This is a genomic window from Eisenbergiella tayi (assembly GCF_001881565.1).
Taxonomy (GTDB): Bacteria; Bacillota; Clostridia; order Lachnospirales; family Lachnospiraceae; genus Eisenbergiella; species Eisenbergiella tayi.
In genome coordinates this window covers 280498-300131 of record NZ_MPDJ01000004.1, presented here as the reverse complement: position 1 = coordinate 300131, position 19634 = coordinate 280498, and the positions used below count along the sequence as shown (strand labels likewise).

The window sequence follows — 19634 nt, the reverse complement described above, 5'->3', positions numbered from 1 at the left end:
CGGCCGGAGTATGGTATAATCAGCTCATGCCATTAAATGGCTTACAAAGCTGATGTCTGCATGGAAGTACGGGGCCATTAGCTTACTATAATACTATACGAGGTAACCGGAGATATGATTTACACCAGAAAGGACCTTCAGAACCAATTGAAAGGAATGTCCCTGCGTCCTACAGACAGCATTCTCATTCATTCATCAATGGAAGCTATGGGAAATATAGAGGGAGGGGCGGATACCGTACTGGATGTTCTGATGGATTATTTTTCACAGGGGCTTCTTCTGCTTCCCACGCATACATGGGCGCAGATGGGAGAGGAGTACCGTGTTTTTGATCCTGTGCAGGAGGATGCCTGTGTGGGGATTCTTCCGAATCTTTTCCGGAAGAGGCCCGGCGTATGCCGTTCTCTCCATCCCACCCACAGCATGGCGGCTTATGGTGCCGGGGCGGAAGAATACATAGCCGGAGAAGAGGAGAACAATACACCGTGCACTCCCGGCGGATGCTATGACCGTCTGAAGGATATAAACGGCAGAATTCTTTTGGTGGGGGTTACCCATGCGCGTAATACGTTTATTCACGGTGTGGAAGAGGTGCTGAACATTCCCAACCGTTTGACGGAAAAACCTGTGGAATTCTATACGGTAATGCCGGACGGAAGCCGGAAGAAGATTTTTATGAGAAGACATTATAATGCAGTTCAGCCTTATATCTCAGAGGATTTCGTAAAGCTTACGCAGGCCTTTTATGATACGGGAGCGGCCAGACAGGTTTCGTTTGGCAATGCAGAATGTATATTGTGCGATGCGAGGGGTATCTTCGAGGTTACCAGACATATCCTTGCACCTGATCCGGAATGTATTATCACAAGCCCTGAGATCCCGGCATCCAGATGGAGTGATTTTACCGGCGGGCCTTATTTTCAATAGAATATTAAAAATGCCGTAAGGTCATGAAATCTGATGACCCTACGGCATTCTTTTTATTTTCTCTTATTTAGCTGCTGTTACAGAGATAATATGGGGATTAACACCCTCATACCAGTACAGATAGCCTTCCATATCGATAACATCGCCGATCTGCAGGTTCTTGACAGCTGCGTATACATCGGTGGTATTGTCGCAAAGATAAGACTCAACAACGAAGGAATAGGTCTCGCCATTCAGGGAAACGCTGAAATACAGGTCGTCGCCGTCCGTACCAGAGCCATCCCAGTTGTACAGGTAAGCAACGTCATTTCCGCTTTCATCCTGGCCGGCCGCTTCAACAGTCATGCCTTTGAATGCAACATACTGATTCTGGTAGTCGATCAGTTCATCGGTTCCGAGCATTGCGGTAACATCCTTGACGGGAGCGAGGTAGGTATCACCTTCCACGATTTCAAAGGTGGCATCAGTGATTTCCACTTCACCGGACCATTCAGACTTATATCCGGTAACTTTGATTTTGGTTCCGGGTACCAGTTTTTCATAATCCTCTTCTGAACAGGCCATATTGTACACGAAGTAAGCGCCATCCTGATCCTGGGTATATACGGTGGCTTTGTCTTCCCACCAGGACTGCTTTGCCTGTACATAGGTTTCTACAACAACTTCGGAATCCAGCTCTGCAGCCATGTATTCCTCATAATTCAATACGCCTTCGGACTTGGAAGCTTCTTCTGCAGCTGCAGTGGAAGTCTCTTCGGCAGCCTCTGTTGTGGTTTCTTCTGCGGCTTCGCTGGAAGCTTCGGAAACAGTTTCAACAGAGCTTTCTGCTGCGGGAGCATTCTCAGTCTTGGCGCAGCCGGTCATTCCGAGCGCAAGAGTGAGTGCCAGGGATAAAACGATTGCTTTTTTCATAACATTCTCCTTTTTACTGATAAGCATATGTGTCGGTAAATGCCGGACTGCTCTGTAAGGCAGGATGCCTGTACAAAGAATACGGCCGTCCGCTGTTTCCCAAACGGACAAAGCCATTATATACCTGAAAATACCAGGAATCAACATTTTTATTAAGTTTTACGTAATTTTTTCATTGCCTGCCGGATAATGTAGGCAAGAATCAATACCCATGCGCCTGCGAGACAGGACAGCAGGGCGATAGCTGTAGGCGGCAGCGGGCCGAGATCGGCTTTGCCTGCAGAGGCGGGGCTGCTTTCATTTAAGTGGTAGAGGGATGCCACATCATCATAAAGGTCGTTGATAAAAGCCGCGTTGACCTCTTTTTTGCGGCGGACGGCCTTGGTGACCTCTTCCACAAGCTGGCCGGATGCGCTGCGCAGGGAAGCGGAACCGTTGAATACAGGGGTGACAAAGGTATCGTCCACATGATCCAGCAGGAGGCGGGAAGCCTTGATCTTTACGCCATAGTGCAGGGCATTGTCTTCACCGCACCGGGAGAGGTAATCCTGGTAAGCCGGGGAATCCTGCGCCTTGCTCGTCACGGGAACATAGCCTTCCGTTTCGGAATATGCGATCTGTACTTCATTGGTGAGCAGGTACTGGGTAAAGAGCCAGGAAGCCAGGACCTCCTGGGGATCCTTCTTATTAAATACACAGATGGAGGGCCCTTGGGAGATCATCCGGGGATGCTCCGGATCAAACTGGGGTATCATCATGACTTCGGTTTCAAAATCCACAAAAGCTTCTTCACTGATATCGGAAAGGGGCGCATTTGTTCCCATCCAGGTAGCACCGGCTGTGGAATCAATGGCAAAAATACACTGGCCGGCATTCAGGAAGTTGGCAGGATAACTGGATATTTTGAAGGTGGAGAAGGCGCCGCTTTTGGCATGCTCCGCGATGGTGTACAGAAGCTGTGTGGTGGTATCGTTGAAAAGCTGGATATCCCCGTTTGCCGTTGCATAGCCGGCATCCTTTTGCTTAAGCATCTGAATCATCATGTTGTCCGTTGATTTGTAAATAAATGGTATCATGACGGACTGTCCGTTAATGAGATAATTGCCGTCTGCATCCTTCGCCGTGGCCGCTTCGGAAACCTCCCATATAAAGTCCCAGGTCAGCGTATCCGGAAGGGTATATCCCAGTTTTTCCACATAGGTTTTATTGATATAGCAGCTTTCCGTGGAACGCATGAAGGGCAGGGCGTAAATCTGTCCGTTTAAGGAGCATTCCTCCAAAAACTGTTCAATGATTTCATCCTGCCGGGGAGAGTCGAAGAGAAGCTCGCTGCCGCCCAGGCCATATCTGGGATCGGCAATCAGCCCGTCCAGGGGAACCACCGTACTGTTTCCTGTCAGATAGGTGGCGATATGGTCGGGGTAGGTGATGCATACGTTGGGCGTGGTATCCGTGGCAATATTGGTGATAACATCATTATAAATTTTTCCATAATCCGTATACAGACGGAGATTAACAGTGATGTTCGGATACAGCGTCTGAAAATCTGTAATTGCCTTTTTATAAATATCCGTCTGCGTCTTGTTCGTATCATTTTTTGCCCAAAAAGTGATCTCGTACTGCCTGGAGGTATCGAGCTGTTCGGGGATGGAAAAGGATTTTTGGCCTCCTTTGCCGTGGCAGCCGGTAAGCGTCGACAGGGCAAGCAGGAGAAAAAGAAGGGTTATACCTGTCTTTCTGTGCATTATACTCATCCCTTTGTACCTCCTCTGGACACGCCTTCCATGATTTTTTTGCGGAATACCAGGAATAAGAGGATCAGCGGAACGGAGATCACCACAACGGCGGCCATCATGGCCGGGATGTTCTCGCGTCCGAAGCCGTTTTCACGGATTTCCTGGATCCCATTGGATACCAGATAGAAGCTTGGATCATCGGTAACCAGTCTGGGCCACACATAGGAATTCCAGCATTCGATCATCTTCAGGATGGTGATGGTAACGAGAGTGGGCTTGCATATGGGTATCATGACCTTCCACAGATATTTGAAATCGGAGGTGCCGTCCGCCTTAGCGGCACGGTAGAGCTCATCCGGCACCAGCTCGAAGTTCTCCTTCAGCAGGTAAATGTAGAATACGGAGGTGACGGAGGGCAGTATCAGGCCGAGAAAGGTATTTCGCATATCAAGGTTTGTGACTGTTGCATAGTTCGTGATGATGACAAGCTCATTGGGAATCATCATCAGGGAAAGAAGCAGGGTAAAGGCGATATTCTTTCCGCGGAACGAAAGTCTTGCAAACGCGTAGGCCGCCAAGGTAATCACAACAAGCATAATCGCTGTGGTTGCCAGGGTGAAAATCAGCGTATTCAGAAGATATCCGGCAAGCGGCACTGTGGTGAAGGCGTCGGCATAATTCTGCAGGGTGGGTGAGATCGGCCAAAATGCAGGAACACGCTCCGCATTATAGGAACCGTAACTTTTTACGGAGGTGAGCAGCATCCAGTAAAAGGGAAACAGAACCACAAGAGCCCAGAATATCAGAAGGATATAGACAAGCGTATGGGTGATTCGTCTATGTCGTTTTTCGGATTTTTCAATTTGACGGTAATCCATGGTTACTCCCATCTGCGCACTTTTTATGCGCGTACAAAAGCCTTTTAAATATAGTGGACATGCTTTCTGCTGATTAACAGGTTGATGCAGGTTATGGTGAGCACAATGGCAAACAGCAGGATAGCGGCCGCTGATGCGTAGGAAGGATAGCCGCCGCTGCTGCCGTAGAGCATATCATACACATAACCGACGATGGTATTCATGCCCGCGGCATTCAGATCCGTGCCGAACAGGGCGACGGCATCGCTGTAAGCCTTAAAGGCGCCGATGAAGCCTGTGATCACCAGATAGAAGAGCATGGGAGAGATCATCGGAAGAGTGATTCTTGTAAAAATCCGCAGCTTCGATGTCCCGTCCACCTGTGCCGCCCGGTAATAATTCTGATTTACGGAGGCCAGCGCGCTGGTGAGGATCAGGATTTTAAAGGGCATTACCACCCAGATGGTGTACAGGCACAGGACAGTCATTTTTGCCCAGTAGGGGCCGTCGATGAAATCAACAGAAGAACCGCCGAACCAGTGGATAAGGAGATTCACAAGCCCGTCGGAGTAGGCGGTTTTCTTGAAAAGAACCATGAAAACAAGGCCTACTGCAAGGGTATTGGTCACATAAGGCAGGAAATAAATAGTCTGGAACAGGTCACGCAGCGGCTTGACGGAGCTTAACGCCACAGATATTAACAGGGCCAGGCCGGTGGAAACAGGAACCGTAATGAGCACTAACAGAAAGGTGTTCTTCACCGCCTGCAGAAAGTAGGGATCATGCAGTACGTAGGAATAGTTATAGCCGCCTGTGCCGAAGCTGGTCTGGGATGCAAAGTTGTAGCCTTCCTCAAAGGAATAAATAAATACGTCAATGAGGGGGTATATCATAAAGACACCCAGAAAGAGAAAAGCCGGAAGCAGATACAGCCAGGCTTTCCCGCCGCCGGAGAAAGAATTATCATTTTTCATATCAAGCCTCCCGGATGCGTTCACCGTTATTTTTGTCAAAGAGAAATACCTTGCCCGGTTTCAGTGCAAAGCGTACTGTCTCCGAAGCGGTATTTACTCCGTTTTCAGAACCCGCAATGGCGCGTATGAGCGTATTCTCACAGTCAGGGTGGGTGGAAACGATGCTGATATCACGTCCCATCACTTCCACACCGTTTAAGGAACAGCTTAAAGGCCCGTCCTCCTGCAGAAGGAAGCCTTCGGGACGTACGCCTGCCCATACCTCCTGATCGGGTATGCCGGAGACGGGAAGAACCGCCGCTTCACCGATAGTAAGCCTGCCGTTTTGTACCTTCCCATGGAATATGTTGATGGGAGGGGTCCCCAGGAATTTTGCCACAAAAAGATTTACCGGATCGTCATACACCTCCTGGGGCTTTCCTATCTGCTGGACAACCCCCTGCTTCATGACAACGATCTCGTCGGAAATACTCATGGCTTCCTCCTGATCGTGGGTGACGAAAACAGTGGTGATCTGCGTTGCTCTCTGGATCTTGCGGATCTCCTCCCGTGTCTGCAGCCTCAGCCGGGCATCCAGGTTGGAGAGAGGCTCGTCCAGCAGGAGTACATGCGGCATTTTTACCAGGGCACGGGCGATGGCGACGCGCTGCTGCTGTCCGCCTGACAGTTCACTGGGTTTTCTGTCCATCAAATCCTCGATCTGAACCAGACCGGCGGCCTGGGAAGCCCGCTCAAGCATTTCTGATTTGGAGAGCTTCTGCTCTCCTTTGAAATTTTCCAAAGGAAAAAGAATATTCTGTTTTACACTCAGATGGGGATAGAGGGCATAATTCTGAAACACCATGCCGACCCCTCTGTGCTCCGGGGGAAGTTTTGTCACATCCCTGTCACCGAAGAAGATCTGCCCTTCCGTGGGTTTTTCCAGGCCGCAGATTAAGTTGAGTGTGGTACTCTTGCCGCAGCCGGAGGGGCCGAGAAGGCCGATTAGCTTGCCGTCCGGGATCTCATAGGTGAAATGATCTACGGCGATCACGTCACCCTGGGCTTTTTTATTGCGGTTCGGGAATTTTTTTGTCAGGTTTTGTAATTGGATTTTCATACGTTTCCTCATTTCTGCATGATTTACCAAGATGTATTATAGCAGATTCTGCCAGGTTTATCACCGGATTTTTTCTAACTATATTATAGCTGACATATTTATCCTGTAAAGGATAATCGTAATTAATATGGAGGTAAGTAAGAGGAAAGGCGGAGTATTGCAGAAGATGGTATCCTCCGTTTTGTTTTCGGTATCATCGGTCTGTCCGACCGCCATAGTATACCTCCCTGTTTATTTCAGTATAAACTGCGACACGGTGTCAAAGTCAAGAAAAATAGTCATGCTGCGCAGAAAAATGGATATGAAATAATAGAGGGTGAATACAGTCCTGGACAAAAGCTGATAAAACCAATCGCAGTTTGGGTATATTTAATACTGGCGTTTTGTCCGAAAATCGTCTATAATCAGATAAATATATTAGCTGTAATTAACTTATCTGTATCTGTAAATTATTAGTACAAAAATAAGGAGAAACCTATATGAATATTATCCGGCCCCCCAGTTAACTTTCAGATAAAACAAGAAATCGAGGTCCTCCAAAACTAAATCATAGTTACTTGTAAACGTGATAAAAAATGGAGGATAAAAAGTATGAAAACATTTAATGTCAGGTTCTTATATGTAAGCAAGTTTATAAGCCAATGCCTGCCAATATATGCGTTCTACACGATTTTGTTTATTAACAGAGGAATGTCGGTCCCCGACATAGCTGTCTTAATGGCTCTCTGGAGTATATTTACTATTATATTTGAAGTGCCGTCAGGTGTTCTGGCAGACCGATGGAACAGAAGAAATATGCTTGCCATTGCAGCAGTTTTACAGGGCTTATGTTTCCTTATATGGTTCATTTCACATACATTTTTAATGTTTGCCTTAGGTTTTGTTTTTTGGGCTGTCGCAGGAGCATTTACTTCCGGAACGGAAGAGGGGTTAATCTATGATAATCTGAAGTGTGACGGACGTGAAAACAGTTTTGCCGAAGTATATGGAAAAGCCAGATTTTATGCAGATGCGGGGATAGCTGCCGGAATTGTAACGGCGGGCGTTATTGTCAGTTTTGTCAGCATCGAAATTATTGCGCTCATATCTGCGGCAGTATGTTTTGTCAATGTAATATTTATTCTGCAGTTAAGAGAGAAGAACTATTATTCAGAGCGGTTAAAGGAAGAATCAGTAGGATTTTTCGGGACATTTAAAGATGCTGCTGTTTTAATAAAGGGGAGCGGCTCTGCTCTGGTTTCCCTTTTGTTTTTGATACTCTTTGCCTGTCTTGGTGACTATCTGGACGAATATGATGCTCTCATTATTAATGACCTTCAGCTCAGCCATATCTGGGTCAGTGTTATTTTAACAGTAAGGTTTATATTCGTTGCTTTAGGAGATGTTCTGGCATCGGTCATACAAAAGAAGTTTTTTTCAGTCAGACAAATATCTTTTCTTTATGGAGCGGCATGCATTTTTCTTCTGATTTTCACTGTATTGTGGAATAGGTGTGGGTTCATAATCTTCGGCCTGGCTTTAACGGGAATGGTAATAGCCGAGATCTTGTCAGTAAATATTCTGCAGAATAAAATTAAGGAAGAAGGCCGCGCTACAGTAATGTCGTTTTATGGTGTCGGACAGAATGTGGTGATGATCTGTTTCAGTCTGTTCTATGCATCGTTGGCCGGGATATTTACCCTGCAGCAGGTGTACTTTATAATATCGGTTTATGGAATTGCAGGAAGCCTGGTTTTTTGTCTGATTTCTGGAATAATGAAAAACAAAGATGAAAAGTATCCGAGATAATACTTTTTTTAAGTCAGGACGATAAAATGATAACGAATGAATATATTAATCGTGCAATAGACTATATTTTAAACCATATCGATGAAGAGATAACAGTGGAAGATATTTCAAATTATTGCTGCTTCTCCAGATATTATTTCTCCAGAATATTTAAGATGGAAACAGGCGAAAGTATTTATGAATTTATCAAACGGGTAAGGATGGAGCGTAGCGCATTCCGCCTGAAGGTTGAAAAAGACAGAAGTATTACGGATATCGGCAGTGCGTATGGCTATAGCTCGTCCAACTACAGTTCTGCATTTAAGAAGCATCATAATATGCCGCCTTATAAATTCCGGCGCAGTATTGTGCACAAATCGATGATGAATCCGGTTTTCAGAAACACACAGACAGAGCTTTTGACATGGCAGGAATGCAGTGAAAAAATTTCTGTTGAAATGTTTGAGGACTGTACGGTTATCTTTGAAAGATATAAAGGAAGTTATGGCGATTTGTCCGTTCACTGGGGAGCTTTTCTGGATAAATATAAGGAGTATATTACGGAACAGACAAGAATTCTGGAACGTTCCTATGACGATCCGGCAATTACACTCCCTGACAAATGTCTTTGCGATATCTGTATCGATGCTCCGGCAGGATGCACCCTTGAAAATATCTGTACGATAAAGGGCGGCAGGTTTGCGGTTTATCATTTCAGCGGCCCCGTAGAGCATATATACAGCGCCTACCAGAATCTTTTCAGTGTCTGGCTTCCTCAGAGCAAATATAAGATTGACGACAGCTATGGCTTTGAAATCTATAAAAAAACGGACTGCGGTTCCATGCATATGGATATAGATATCTGCATCCCGGTCAAATAGAGCACAGAATCAGAAGTTTTGAAAAATGATCTCCGTTATTCTATAGAAAAACAAAGAATAAACGGAGGAAAACAAAATGAACCTGGAAAACATCCAAAGGAACAAAGTAAAAACAATTCTGCAGTTTTCAATTCCATCAATTATTGCAATGGTGCTGACATCGCTGATTACAATAGTTGATGGATTTTTTATCGGAAACTATGTGGGAAAAGAAGGGCTTGCGGCAGTGAATCTGGGGCTGCCGATCGTGTATTTATATCTGGCATTGGGACTTATGATTTCGGTGGGAGGAGTGGTAATTGCCGGAATGGCATTGGGGAGCGGTGATAACCGTACCTGCAGCAGTGTGTTCAATCAGACGATGTTTACGGTAATCCTGTTAACGGTACTGCTCAGTATTGTTGTATGGTTCTGTCTTAACCCCATGCTGCGGGTGCTGCATGCGGACGGAGATGTGGCAGTATTTTTTAAGGATTATTATGGCATTATGCTGGTACAGCTTCCTGTTATGGTAATTAATTCATCCTATGGGATGTTCATCCGCGGAGAAGGAAAGCCTCAATATTTTATGCAGGTCAATATTTTAAATGTGCTGCTCAATATCTTCCTTGATTATTTATTTGTACGCTGGTTCGGATGGGGAGTAAAAGGGATTGCGCTGGCTTCGTTATTGGCAGGTGCTGTCACTCTGGTGTGCATTCTTTATTTCTTTCTTAAAAAATCGAGTGTTTATAAGCTCGGACGGTTTGAATTTTCACGTATGGTATGTAAGGATACCTTATTAAACGGCAGTTCTGAATTTATAGGTGAAATATCATTGAGTATTTCAATGTTTGCATATAACTTTGTGATTTTAAGAAATATTGGAATAGAGGGTGTGACCGCCTTCACTATCGTAGGGTATATTGCTTTTATATTCAGTATGGTGACTATCGGTTTCGGGCAGGGAGCAAGTTCTCTTATCAGCTTTACTTATGGAGCAGGGGAACGGGGACTCACAAAAGAATTGCGGAGGATAACCAATATAATGGTGCTGGCGGCAGGAGCGGCGGTTATGCTGTCTGTATTGGGCGGTTCCGAATGGTATGGCAGTCTGTTTGTGAAAAATGATACGGTTGTGCAGATGGTACGTTCGGGAGCGGGAATTTATGCATTCTCCTTTTTATTTTCAGGAATAAATGTGATTAATTCCTTTTATTTCACTTCGATTGGCAGGGCCATGGAATCGGCCGTAATATCTTCATCACGGGGCCTGGTGCTGTTATTGATCTTTATTTTTATCCTGCCGCCGTTTCTTGGGATGACGGGGGTATGGCTGGTGGCTCCGTTAACGGAAGTACTGACATTGTTTTTGGGCCTGTTTTTTATCAGGAAAGCTGACTCAGGGGCCTGAAGCTACGGTTCGGTGTTCTGTTTTTTGATAGCTTCTGAAACAAAAGATTGACAAGATTCAGAGATGGTTTTATATTAAAAAAAGAAAAAGGAAGAAATCAACATTATTTTAATCGACCTCATGCCGATATATAGGAAGATAATTTTTTATAGAGGCAGGTAAAGATAATGAGTGTTTATATCAATCCGATTGCAAATGGAATTACGGTTTCTTTGATGATAATCTACCTGGCATTTATTCCGGTCCTGATTTACCAATATCGAAAAAATGGTACTTTTCTTGTACGGAAAAATATTGTGCTGGCATCTTTTGCAGTATATATGATAACCGCATTTTTTATGACGCTGTTACCCTTACCGTCAATCGAGGCCGTAAAAAATATGGCTCCTATCAGGGCAAATTATCATCCGTTTCTGTTTGTTAAGACCTTCCTGAATGAATCCGGATTTATCTGGAATGAGATGGGTACATGGTTCAGAGCCTTCTGCAGTCCGAGTTTTTATACGGTTGCTTTCAATGTGCTTCTGACACTGCCATTCGGAGTTTATTTAAGAAAATATTTTAATAAAGGCCTGTTTCAAACAGCGGTTTTAGGCTTTTTACTCAGCTTTTTTTATGAAGCGACACAATATACCGGGGTATGGTGGATTTATCCCCATGCTTTCAGGTATCCTGACGTGGATGATCTTATCGTCAATACGCTGGGTACCGTTATTGGATTTTATGCCGCAGGGCTGTTTGACAAGCTGCTTCCGGATCCGATGAAAGATAAATCCTTAAAGACAGAATATGCCAGCTTGTTAAGGCGGTTGGTTTCTCTGCTCATCGATTCCATATTTGTAAATATCGTGTATGAATTGCTGAGAGTTGTTGTTCTCCTAGCGGCAGGGAAGAAAGAAAATACAATTGATATTGTTTTATATCTCATTTCAGTGGTGATTATTTTTATTCTGATTCCCTGCATATCAAAGAAGAAGCGGACTTTTGGCATGACGATATTAAAACTGGCGTTAAGAGACGGAAAGGGAAATGTTCCGCGGCTGTCAGGGATTATTATGCATAACCTGTTTATTGCTTTCTGGCTTAATGTGGCCGTAAATATAATCGGTATGATTGATAATGCGTGGATTATCATATTTTTACAGTTAGTGGTACTGGGCTTCGCTGCGGCATTGCTAATCATAAGCATAAAAAATAAAAGGGTTACTTATTTTTGGGAGAAGTTCTTTGATACTTATATGAAAGCGGATATATAAAAATCTGACAGATACGGCCGTTCCCAATAGCGGAATGGATTTTGACATACAGTGAACCGTGTACCGGGAACTCATTCACAGAATAGAAAAGGGAGGAACAAAAAATGGTAAATGTTAAAGGCAAATGGGCGTTGGTTACCGGGTCAAGCAGAGGGGTTGGCCGTCAGATAGCCTTGTTTATGGCAAAGGAAGGATGTAATTTGATACTGCACAGCCGTTCTCTTGCGCATACCGAGAAGATTCTTGCAGAAGTAACGGCAATGGGGGTAGAGGCTTATGCTGTAGAGGCGGAGCTGTCTGATCCCGCGGCTGTAAACCGTATGCTGGACGAAATGGAAGAAAAGGGGACTCCGGTTGATATCGTATTTAATGATGCGGGAGTACAAATTGCATATCGTGACAATTACTGGGAGACACCGGTTGAAGATTTTACCCAGAGCTTTATGATCAATACAATTGCTCCGGCTATTATCTGTTACCGGCTGATTCCTAAAATGATCGAACGCGGTTTCGGACGGGTGATCAATACCACCAGCGGTATCAGGAATGAACCCCAGCAGGCAGGCTATTCGGCAAGCAAAGCGGCGCTCGATAAGTTTACGACGGATCTCGCGTCGGCGCTGCCCGAGGCGGATGTAATGATGAATCTGACGGATCCGGGCTGGCTGCGCACTGATTTGGGTGGGCCGAATGCACCGGGAGCTGTGGAGAGCTGTGTTCCGGGCATTGTTGTCGGCGCATTTCTGGATGACGGCAAGAGCGGACGGCTCCTGCCCGCGCAGGCATTTACGGGTATGACGCTGGAAGATGCCGTTAAGAAGGCACGTGAGATGTGAAAATGTTTTTCTTCTTAAGATAGGTAAGGGCCTGTGTGACAAGCACAGGTCCTTTTTTCAGGGCAGTATACTTTTCCGCAATAAATACAAGGATTTTCTTTTGCCAGGTCTTAAGTATGTTTTCAGTTAATATACTATAAAAATGAAACAATGGAGAAATCTGTGCATGAACAAAATCCTGGATGAAAATTATCTTGATTTAATAATTGATAACACGTTATTGGGAGAACAGGTACAGGAAAGTGATATTACCAGGCTCAATAATATGTATTCAATCCTTCATGTATTAAGGGAAGATCCCACGCCTTGTGAGCTTGGTCAGCTTTATGAGTATTATAGCTTTCCAAGCCTGTATACGCCGATGGCCCAGGCAGGGATAGATGATGCAGGCGTGAGCAGTGTCCAGAATAACCCTTATTTGGCGCTCTACGGACAAGGGATACTGGTCGGGGTAATAGATACCGGGATTGACTACCGGCATCCGGCTTTTTTGGATAAGGATGGAAATACCCGTATTGTCAGTATTTGGGATCAGTCCATACAGGACGGAACGCCTCCGGCCGGATTTCAATACGGTACAGAATATGGAAGAGACATGATCAACAGAGCGCTCCGGGCTGAAAATCCGTTGGACATCGTACCGACTGCAGATACAAACGGACATGGAACGGCTATTGCCAGTATTATAGCGGGAAGCCTGAATGAGGATAATGGGGTCAGAGGCATCGTTACACAGGCGGAACTGGTAGTGGTAAAACTGAAAAAGCCAAAAAAGAATCTGCTCCAAATATCTTTTGTGCCGGAGGATGCGGAGTGCTACCAGGAAACAGATATTATGCTGGCATTGAAATATCTGGAGGGGGTATCCCGAAGTCTCAGGCGCCCTATGGCCATTTGTTTCGCACTGGGAAGCAGTCAGGGGAGCCATAGTGAATTCAGTACCTTAAACGACTACATGGACAGAATCGTGTTGCTGCCTCAGATAGATATTGCTGTTGCGGCGGGAAATGAAGGAAACAGACGGCGGCATTATTTCGGTGCGGCGGAAGCCGCTCCATACAGCCACAGCTTTGAGCTGAAGGTTGGAGAGAATGAAAAGCTGTTTGCAATGGAGATATGGTCTGGGCTGCCGGCCAGGCTGTCCATTAAGATCATGTGCCCTACCGGTGAATATACAAGAGTCATTTATCCGCAGCTGGAAAGCTGCAATGCTTTTAATTTTATTTTCGAAGAAAGCAAGATCTGGGTAAACAATATTACATTGGAAAAAGAAAATGGAGAGCAGCTGATTTTAATCAGATTCGAAGACCCTCATGAAGGAATCTGGACATTTGATTTGGAAAATCTGGAAGAGGAAGCGTATACTTTTCATGCATGGCTTCCGTCAGGAGATCTGATAACGGATGAAACTTATTTTTTGAAACCGTCGCCCTATACTACAGTCACCATGCCGGGAACGGCCAATAATTTGCTGACGGTGACCGCATATGATCCTCAGACAAAGAGTATGCTTGCCCAGTCCGGCTGGGGGTATACAAGAGACTGGAGAGTTATCCCGGATGTTACGGCGCCGGGAAATATGATTGCATGTGCCATGCCCAATGGCCTTTACGGTAATCTGACAGGAACCGGAGCGGCAACAGCATTTACGACCGGAGTAATAGCCATGCTGTTTGAATGGGCGGTGGTGAGAGGAAACTATACTTCAGTAACCGGAAGCGATGTAAACCAGCTGATTATTCGTGGGGCGGACAGAAGCAACGCAAGCTATGTTTTTCCCAATCCCAATTGGGGATATGGAATCCTGGATATTTATGGAATCCTGAGTAAATTAAATTTGTAAAAGGGGCTCCTGGGATAACTCAGGAGCTTTCGTTTTCCATGGATTCCTATTGTCATTGCCGGCTTAAAATGGTATGCTGAACGCATAAGTAATAAAGGGATAAATGGAGAGTTTTCCTGCTTCATATTAATCACAGAACAGAAGGTGTTATATGAAAAATTATACAATAGCAGAGCAGTTTGCGGTAATCGCGCTTAATGCCCAGGACAGTCTGCATGAAAGCGTGGCAAAGAATGTGGCAGTAGCAGGAATTGCGGCGGCAAAGACGGTGCAGACCCTTTTATATGAGGAAGAGAATAGAGATGCCGCAGTATTTGAGCAAAAACTGCGGGAACAGCTTGACGGCATTAAAAAAATGAAGCGCAAAGAGCGGAACGCACTCGAAAAGGAATTCACTGATATATTAAAGGCGGAAGGAATTCTGAAGGAGATTCCCAATTTATTAGGCTGTGATATGAACTACTATACAGCAAACGTGACTATGAGAGAATATAAAAGTGATTCTGCACTCTATCAATACATAATAGAGAAAATCAGGACATGTGTCCTGGAACAGACCGAATTGCCGGAAGATATTGTAATATTACTTTGGCTGTTCAGGGAAAGCGGCTGTATGCATGATATTTTTTCCCAGGAGGAACAGGAGAAGGTTCGGATTAAGCTGATACAGGCTGCAGAGGAAAAGTCTCTGTACAAAGCCATTCTGGAACAGGAATTTCACAGCGCGGTATGGCTTTTGGGGCTGAAGTTTATGAACTGGAAGCATAAGATTTTTACAAATCCTTATCTGGAAGGCGTTAATCTGATGTTTCCGTTTCTGGACAGGCGTCAGGCAATTTTTATTGATATGGTGATTATGGGTACGAGCGTAAAGGACAGAAGAAGCGCTGCAATTGCTTTTTTAGAGAAAAACGGACATACCTGTGAGGAAATAAAAAATGGGACGGAGACAATAGTAAAGGTGGATAATGAATACTACCGCATTTTCCCATCCACCCGTTCCTTTAAAATCCCTATCCAGGGTGTGGAGCTTTTGCCGGTGTATAAATGAGAAAGAGAAAGGTGTGTCTCTTGTGGCGCACCTTTTTATGATCTCTGTCTATAGGCCGGCATCGCCGGCTTTATGTCACTTATCCTCATGGTACCAGGAATGAGAGGATGTATTTCCTTATCCCAATTATAATATAAGCTGCATCAGAAGTGATTGGCGAAATATCCGTTACAAAACGCAAATGTCCGGAATTGGAAGGGGAAAGCGGCGGAAGTCCCTGTGCTGGGGATTGTTTAAGACGGATATGGATGGCGATCCTTGATAAGGTATGATAAAAAGTGTAATAGGCAGGAGGACAAAGTTATGGATTTACCTTTTCGGATTGAGAAAAAGGAAAGCTTTCGGGTAATAGGTTACATGATTCAGACAACAAATAAAAAGGGCGAGGGAAGAAAGGCTGTCCCCTCACATTGGGCCAGGTTTAAGGCAGAAGGCCTGGAAAAGCCACTGCTGGCATTGACGGAACAGGAACCGCAGGGGCTGTTTGGCATTAATATTTATAATACGGACGAAGCGGATCCCCGAAAATTCGAGTATCTGATTGCAGCTGCAGGCAGCAGTGATGCACAGGGTGAATTCACAGCTTACACCGTACCGGCTATGACATGGGCAGTATTCCCCTGCACGATTGAAGCCATAGGGAAAACGGAAGCGCAGGCAATCACAAAATGGCTGCCAAAATCGAAATACAGAGCGTTGAATAAAGGCTATCTGACGGGTAAGATGAAATCGGGGGCGCCGGATATTGAATTCTATGGAAAAGACGGGTACGCTGAAGTATGGATTGCGGTAAAGGAAAAATGAGGTATTTCATGTAGTCACAATAATGAAATGAAAATTTTTTGAGTATTGATTTTAGATGGTACAATTGAATACAGGGCTGTGCATTGTAGATTATAGGAACTACTAAAGATATAAGCTAAAATTTATTCAGTTATAAGAGAGAAATAACTCCACAAGACTGCACTTGTGCTGTATAATATTCAAAGGATAAAAAATTTGATATTGAATAAAGAACACAGGTGGGGATGATGGATAAATATAGTGATATTCCATTTGAAATTGATGGAGAAATAACTAAAAATGAGTTGAAGGGAGTTTTAAAAGAAGCTGTTTATAGATTATATACTAAAGATGGATATTTGATTAAAAATGGACCGGCTTCTCCAAAATGTTCAGATAATCATGTTTGTGAAAGGGCATGCCTATTTCGGTTTGCTCATTATCTGCAAAATATTCTGGATGAAAAAGAAGTACTAAGAAATTTAGTAGTGGATTGTGAATATAACAGAAATGGATATGATTTAAAGAGACTCTCTGCTTTTGCAAATGGTACTTATCCGGATTTAATAATTCATCACAGGGGAGATAATAAAGGGAACTTTTTAGTAATGGAAATTAAATCTTGGTGGAATAAAGATATTAATCAGGATAAAAAGAAAATAAAAGCATTTATGGATAAAAATGAGGGATATAATTATAGATTTGGAATTGTACTTTTATTTGAGGAGACAATGGAGGAAACCTCAGACAAAATAGACTCCGGGTTACTATCTATAACCGATACAGAAAAATCAGACTGATTTTTCATATAATAAGGAGAACATCAATGGCTTTTTTACCAACAGAAGATCTATACGACAATGAAATTTATCTCAGGCTTGACCGGACAGCGGAAGAAAACAAGGAAAAAGGATATGTACCGGCCTATTATTTTACGATATGCCTGAGGGATAACAGTCAGGAAATCGGCAGCTGTGACCTGCGGATAGGCTATAATGACAACACTTATTACGGCGGAAATATAGGTTACCGGATTGAAGAGCCATACCGTGGAAATCACTATGCGGCCAAGGCGTGCCGCCTGCTTTTTAAGCTGGCCGGAGAACATGGGATGAAAAGTCTGATTATAACCTGTGACCCCACAAATATAGCATCAGCCAGGACTTGTGAATGTGCAGGGGGTATTCTGAAGGAAATTGAACAATTGCCGGAAACGAATGAAATGTACAGGGATGGAGCCAGAGAAAAGTGTATTTATCAATTTATGACAGATAATTCTGATAAAAGCTGAAGGTAATTTATTTTCCGGTTATTTATAAGAAATAGAAAAAAGAAAAAGGAATAAACTATGAATTTCTACTTTGCTCCCATGGAAGGGATCACGGGCTACATATACAGACGCGCCTATCACAGCTGTTTTCATCCCATGGATAAATATTTTACTCCCTTTATAGCCCCTAAACAGGATAAAACCCTGAATTCCAAAGAAAAAAATGATATTCTGCCGGAGCATAATGAGGGAATGCGTGTGGTTCCCCAGATCCTGACCAACAGAGCGGAGGATTTCATTCGTACGGCAGAAAAGCTCCGTGAGTTCGGCTACCAGGAAGTAAATCTGAATCTGGGCTGTCCCTCGGCAACAGTGGTATCTAAGAAAAAAGGCTCGGGATTTCTGGGAGAACGGGAAACCCTGGATCGGTTTCTGGATAACCTGTTCGAAAATCTGAATATGGATATTTCCATTAAAACCAGGCTGGGTATGGACGAGCCGGAGGAGTTTTACCGGCTGCTGGAAATTTTTAACAAATATCCACTGAAGGAACTGATTATACATCCCCGTGTGCAGGCTGATTATTACAGAAACAGCCCTGATCGGAAGGTTTTCGCAGATGCGCTGAAGATAAGCCGGAACAGCGTGGTATATAACGGAGATATTTTTTCCGAAGGTGATTATGAACAATTTACAGCATCATTCCCGGAGACCGGGGCTGTGATGCTGGGGAGAGGCATACTGGCAAACCCCGGACTGCCCGGAAGACTGTGCGGGGAAAAGCAGCCGTCAAAGCAGGAGATAAAGCAATTTCTGGACAGACTTGCAGGGGACTACAGGGAAGTGCTTTCCGGAGAAAGAGATGTCCTTTTCAGAATGAAGGAGCTTTGGTTTTATCTGGGCTTTTTGTTTACCAATCCTGAAAAATATGTAAAAAAGATTAAGAAAGCACAGCGCCTGTGCGATTATGAGGAAGCTGTCAGAACTCTTTTCCGGGAACAGGAACTGGCAGAAAACGGCGCATTTCGTCTATCCATATAAAAAGCTCTGCTGTCATAAGAGCTGTCGGTTAATGCAATTTTTAAAGTTCTTTTTGCAGAAAAGTCCAGGGGAGCCGGTGACACGTTCGAGTCATCGGCTCCCCTGTTTAGGACTGTCTGTTTCCCGACAGCCCCTTGGTGGATTTTAATTGGAATTAGACAATATAGCTAAAGGCAGAGCGTTTATAAATACTACATTTGGTTCTGTTATTTGAATCATAAAGTAATATTCATTATTTCGCATTTTGTTAAGTTTGTATTCCAGCTCCTCTGCAGCAGAAGCTATGGACATTTTAGTATAATAATCACAGATAACATTCCATTGTGAATCACTCATATGGATAAAGCGTGCAGACTCTGGATAATAGAATGTAGTAAGTAGATTACCCGAATCACCCCATTTTACGGAATCATTGATATCTTTGTATTGATTAAATATTGCTTCTTTTGTTTCTTCATAAGTATAATTATCAAATGTAAATTGAACTCCGTAAAGACCAACAGGTACTGTGGAATCTGTAATTATAAAAAATCGGGTTTCAGAACTAATTCCAAAAAGAGTCTCAATTTTTTCATCTGTATATAATACTTGTGTTGAAGATATCTCATCATGCGAGGATACCGGTTCTGCATTCGTTTTTGCTATTACATCTTCCTTGCTGCTGCCCCAATCCAGCATTGGGCTTTTTACAGGAAAATCATATGTATCATCTCTGCTTTTTATAAAAAGGAAGTATAATAAAAAAACTGCAGTTACAGTTATTATAACAATTACAATTTTATGGTAAATATTATTCTTATTCATGAACCTCGTTGTATACACCAATCCCAGTAAACATAATCACCACTGCTAAAGTCAATTTGTCCTTTGACAAATCCGAAATTACTGCCTGCATCATAATAGGTTGACATATTAAATACTTTCCCATAGCTTTGACCGCTTGCAGGATTTGATACTTTTATGCCATCACTGAATTTATTATAGCAATTGATAAAAGAAAAGCGAGGC

19 protein-coding genes are annotated in these 19634 nt (G+C 43.9%); 12 read left to right on the top strand and 7 right to left on the bottom strand.

The window, feature by feature from the left end; translation table 11 throughout:
- Positions 1–114 precede the first annotated feature (114 nt).
- The gene (locus tag BLA28_RS15975) at positions 115–927 is read left to right on the top strand and encodes an AAC(3) family N-acetyltransferase (RefSeq protein ID WP_176726832.1); all 813 of its coding nucleotides are present in this window, start codon (positions 115–117) and stop codon (positions 925–927) included.
- Between the two features lie 63 nt (positions 928–990).
- Here the strand turns inward: BLA28_RS15975 and BLA28_RS15970 are convergent, their stop codons facing one another.
- The 6 genes from BLA28_RS15970 to BLA28_RS33780 form a co-directional block, all read right to left on the bottom strand.
- Complete coding sequence (locus BLA28_RS15970) at positions 991–1839, bottom strand: hypothetical protein (protein ID WP_069158632.1); 849 nt, start codon at positions 1837–1839, stop codon at positions 991–993.
- A gap of 152 nt (positions 1840–1991) precedes the next feature.
- Positions 1992–3593, bottom strand: coding sequence for an ABC transporter substrate-binding protein (locus BLA28_RS15965; RefSeq protein ID WP_081330088.1), 1602 nt, complete (start codon positions 3591–3593; stop codon positions 1992–1994).
- A complete protein-coding gene (locus BLA28_RS15960) occupies positions 3590–4453 on the bottom strand; it encodes a carbohydrate ABC transporter permease (RefSeq protein ID WP_009252446.1) in 864 nt (287 codons plus the stop codon). Before BLA28_RS15960 ends, BLA28_RS15965 begins: the two co-directional genes overlap by 4 nt.
- A gap of 44 nt (positions 4454–4497) precedes the next feature.
- Positions 4498–5406, bottom strand: coding sequence for a carbohydrate ABC transporter permease (locus tag BLA28_RS15955; protein ID WP_009252447.1), 909 nt, complete (start codon positions 5404–5406; stop codon positions 4498–4500).
- Position 5407: 1 nt separating this feature from the next.
- Positions 5408–6505, bottom strand: coding sequence for an ABC transporter ATP-binding protein (locus tag BLA28_RS15950; RefSeq protein ID WP_069158153.1), 1098 nt, complete (start codon positions 6503–6505; stop codon positions 5408–5410).
- 78 nt (positions 6506–6583) lie between these two features.
- The gene (locus BLA28_RS33780; RefSeq protein ID WP_009252449.1) at positions 6584–6721 is read right to left on the bottom strand and encodes a hypothetical protein; all 138 of its coding nucleotides are present in this window, start codon (positions 6719–6721) and stop codon (positions 6584–6586) included.
- A gap of 375 nt (positions 6722–7096) precedes the next feature.
- On the opposite strand from BLA28_RS33780, the gene BLA28_RS15945 reads away from it, so the two are divergent.
- From BLA28_RS15945 to BLA28_RS15895, 11 genes are all read left to right on the top strand, one after another.
- Positions 7097–8293, top strand: a complete 1197-nt coding sequence (locus BLA28_RS15945) for an MFS transporter (RefSeq protein ID WP_069158152.1) — start codon at positions 7097–7099, stop codon at positions 8291–8293.
- A gap of 26 nt (positions 8294–8319) precedes the next feature.
- On the top strand, positions 8320–9153 hold the full coding sequence (locus BLA28_RS15940) for an AraC family transcriptional regulator (RefSeq protein ID WP_044969788.1): 834 nt from the start codon (positions 8320–8322) through the stop codon (positions 9151–9153).
- 76 nt (positions 9154–9229) lie between these two features.
- On the top strand, positions 9230–10546 hold the full coding sequence (locus BLA28_RS15935) for an MATE family efflux transporter (RefSeq protein ID WP_069158151.1): 1317 nt from the start codon (positions 9230–9232) through the stop codon (positions 10544–10546).
- A 167-nt stretch (positions 10547–10713) separates the two neighbouring features.
- The gene (locus BLA28_RS15930) at positions 10714–11802 is read left to right on the top strand and encodes a VanZ family protein (protein WP_069158150.1); all 1089 of its coding nucleotides are present in this window, start codon (positions 10714–10716) and stop codon (positions 11800–11802) included.
- A gap of 104 nt (positions 11803–11906) precedes the next feature.
- On the top strand, positions 11907–12638 hold the full coding sequence (locus tag BLA28_RS15925) for an SDR family NAD(P)-dependent oxidoreductase (RefSeq protein WP_069158149.1): 732 nt from the start codon (positions 11907–11909) through the stop codon (positions 12636–12638).
- 166 nt (positions 12639–12804) lie between these two features.
- Complete coding sequence (locus BLA28_RS15920; protein WP_069158148.1) at positions 12805–14481, top strand: S8 family peptidase; 1677 nt, start codon at positions 12805–12807, stop codon at positions 14479–14481.
- Positions 14482–14632: 151 nt separating this feature from the next.
- Positions 14633–15532 carry a hypothetical protein gene (locus BLA28_RS15915; RefSeq protein ID WP_069158147.1) on the top strand — a complete coding sequence of 300 codons (900 nt, stop codon included), beginning with the start codon at positions 14633–14635 and terminating at the stop codon, positions 15530–15532.
- 303 nt (positions 15533–15835) lie between these two features.
- Positions 15836–16336: a GyrI-like domain-containing protein gene (locus BLA28_RS15910; protein WP_069158146.1), complete on the top strand. Its 501-nt coding sequence runs from the start codon at positions 15836–15838 to the stop codon at positions 16334–16336.
- Positions 16337–16563: 227 nt separating this feature from the next.
- Positions 16564–17115 carry a hypothetical protein gene (locus BLA28_RS15905; RefSeq protein ID WP_069158145.1) on the top strand — a complete coding sequence of 184 codons (552 nt, stop codon included), beginning with the start codon at positions 16564–16566 and terminating at the stop codon, positions 17113–17115.
- 26 nt (positions 17116–17141) lie between these two features.
- The gene (locus BLA28_RS15900) at positions 17142–17606 is read left to right on the top strand and encodes a GNAT family N-acetyltransferase (protein ID WP_069158144.1); all 465 of its coding nucleotides are present in this window, start codon (positions 17142–17144) and stop codon (positions 17604–17606) included.
- A gap of 57 nt (positions 17607–17663) precedes the next feature.
- Positions 17664–18626, top strand: coding sequence for a tRNA dihydrouridine synthase (locus BLA28_RS15895; RefSeq protein ID WP_069158143.1), 963 nt, complete (start codon positions 17664–17666; stop codon positions 18624–18626).
- A gap of 144 nt (positions 18627–18770) precedes the next feature.
- On the opposite strand, the gene BLA28_RS15890 is transcribed toward BLA28_RS15895, so the two are convergent.
- Positions 18771–19430 carry a hypothetical protein gene (locus tag BLA28_RS15890; protein ID WP_069158142.1) on the bottom strand — a complete coding sequence of 220 codons (660 nt, stop codon included), beginning with the start codon at positions 19428–19430 and terminating at the stop codon, positions 18771–18773.
- Positions 19431–19634: the final 204 nt, after the last annotated feature.

Bases quoted from the DNA above. Each gene is read 5' to 3' on its own strand.
- BLA28_RS15945 (WP_069158152.1), top strand. From the start codon at position 7,097: ATGAAAACATTTAATGTCAGGTTCTTATATGTAAGCAAGTTTATAAGC.
- BLA28_RS15920 (WP_069158148.1), top strand. From the start codon at position 12,805: ATGAACAAAATCCTGGATGAAAATTATCTTGATTTAATAATTGATAAC.
- BLA28_RS15905 (WP_069158145.1), top strand. From the start codon at position 16,564: ATGGATAAATATAGTGATATTCCATTTGAAATTGATGGAGAAATAACT.
- BLA28_RS15925 (WP_069158149.1), top strand. From the start codon at position 11,907: ATGGTAAATGTTAAAGGCAAATGGGCGTTGGTTACCGGGTCAAGCAGA.
- BLA28_RS15940 (WP_044969788.1), top strand. From the start codon at position 8,320: ATGATAACGAATGAATATATTAATCGTGCAATAGACTATATTTTAAAC.
- BLA28_RS15890 (WP_069158142.1), bottom strand. From the start codon at position 19,430: ATGAATAAGAATAATATTTACCATAAAATTGTAATTGTTATAATAACT.
- BLA28_RS15955 (WP_009252447.1), bottom strand. From the start codon at position 5,406: ATGAAAAATGATAATTCTTTCTCCGGCGGCGGGAAAGCCTGGCTGTAT.
- BLA28_RS15950 (WP_069158153.1), bottom strand. From the start codon at position 6,505: ATGAAAATCCAATTACAAAACCTGACAAAAAAATTCCCGAACCGCAAT.
- BLA28_RS33780 (WP_009252449.1), bottom strand. From the start codon at position 6,721: ATGGCGGTCGGACAGACCGATGATACCGAAAACAAAACGGAGGATACC.
- BLA28_RS15975 (WP_176726832.1), top strand. From the start codon at position 115: ATGATTTACACCAGAAAGGACCTTCAGAACCAATTGAAAGGAATGTCC.
- BLA28_RS15970 (WP_069158632.1), bottom strand. From the start codon at position 1,839: ATGAAAAAAGCAATCGTTTTATCCCTGGCACTCACTCTTGCGCTCGGA.
- BLA28_RS15895 (WP_069158143.1), top strand. From the start codon at position 17,664: ATGAATTTCTACTTTGCTCCCATGGAAGGGATCACGGGCTACATATAC.
- BLA28_RS15960 (WP_009252446.1), bottom strand. From the start codon at position 4,453: ATGGATTACCGTCAAATTGAAAAATCCGAAAAACGACATAGACGAATC.
- BLA28_RS15900 (WP_069158144.1), top strand. From the start codon at position 17,142: ATGGCTTTTTTACCAACAGAAGATCTATACGACAATGAAATTTATCTC.
- BLA28_RS15910 (WP_069158146.1), top strand. From the start codon at position 15,836: ATGGATTTACCTTTTCGGATTGAGAAAAAGGAAAGCTTTCGGGTAATA.
- BLA28_RS15930 (WP_069158150.1), top strand. From the start codon at position 10,714: ATGAGTGTTTATATCAATCCGATTGCAAATGGAATTACGGTTTCTTTG.
- BLA28_RS15965 (WP_081330088.1), bottom strand. From the start codon at position 3,593: ATGAGTATAATGCACAGAAAGACAGGTATAACCCTTCTTTTTCTCCTG.
- BLA28_RS15935 (WP_069158151.1), top strand. From the start codon at position 9,230: ATGAACCTGGAAAACATCCAAAGGAACAAAGTAAAAACAATTCTGCAG.
- BLA28_RS15915 (WP_069158147.1), top strand. From the start codon at position 14,633: ATGAAAAATTATACAATAGCAGAGCAGTTTGCGGTAATCGCGCTTAAT.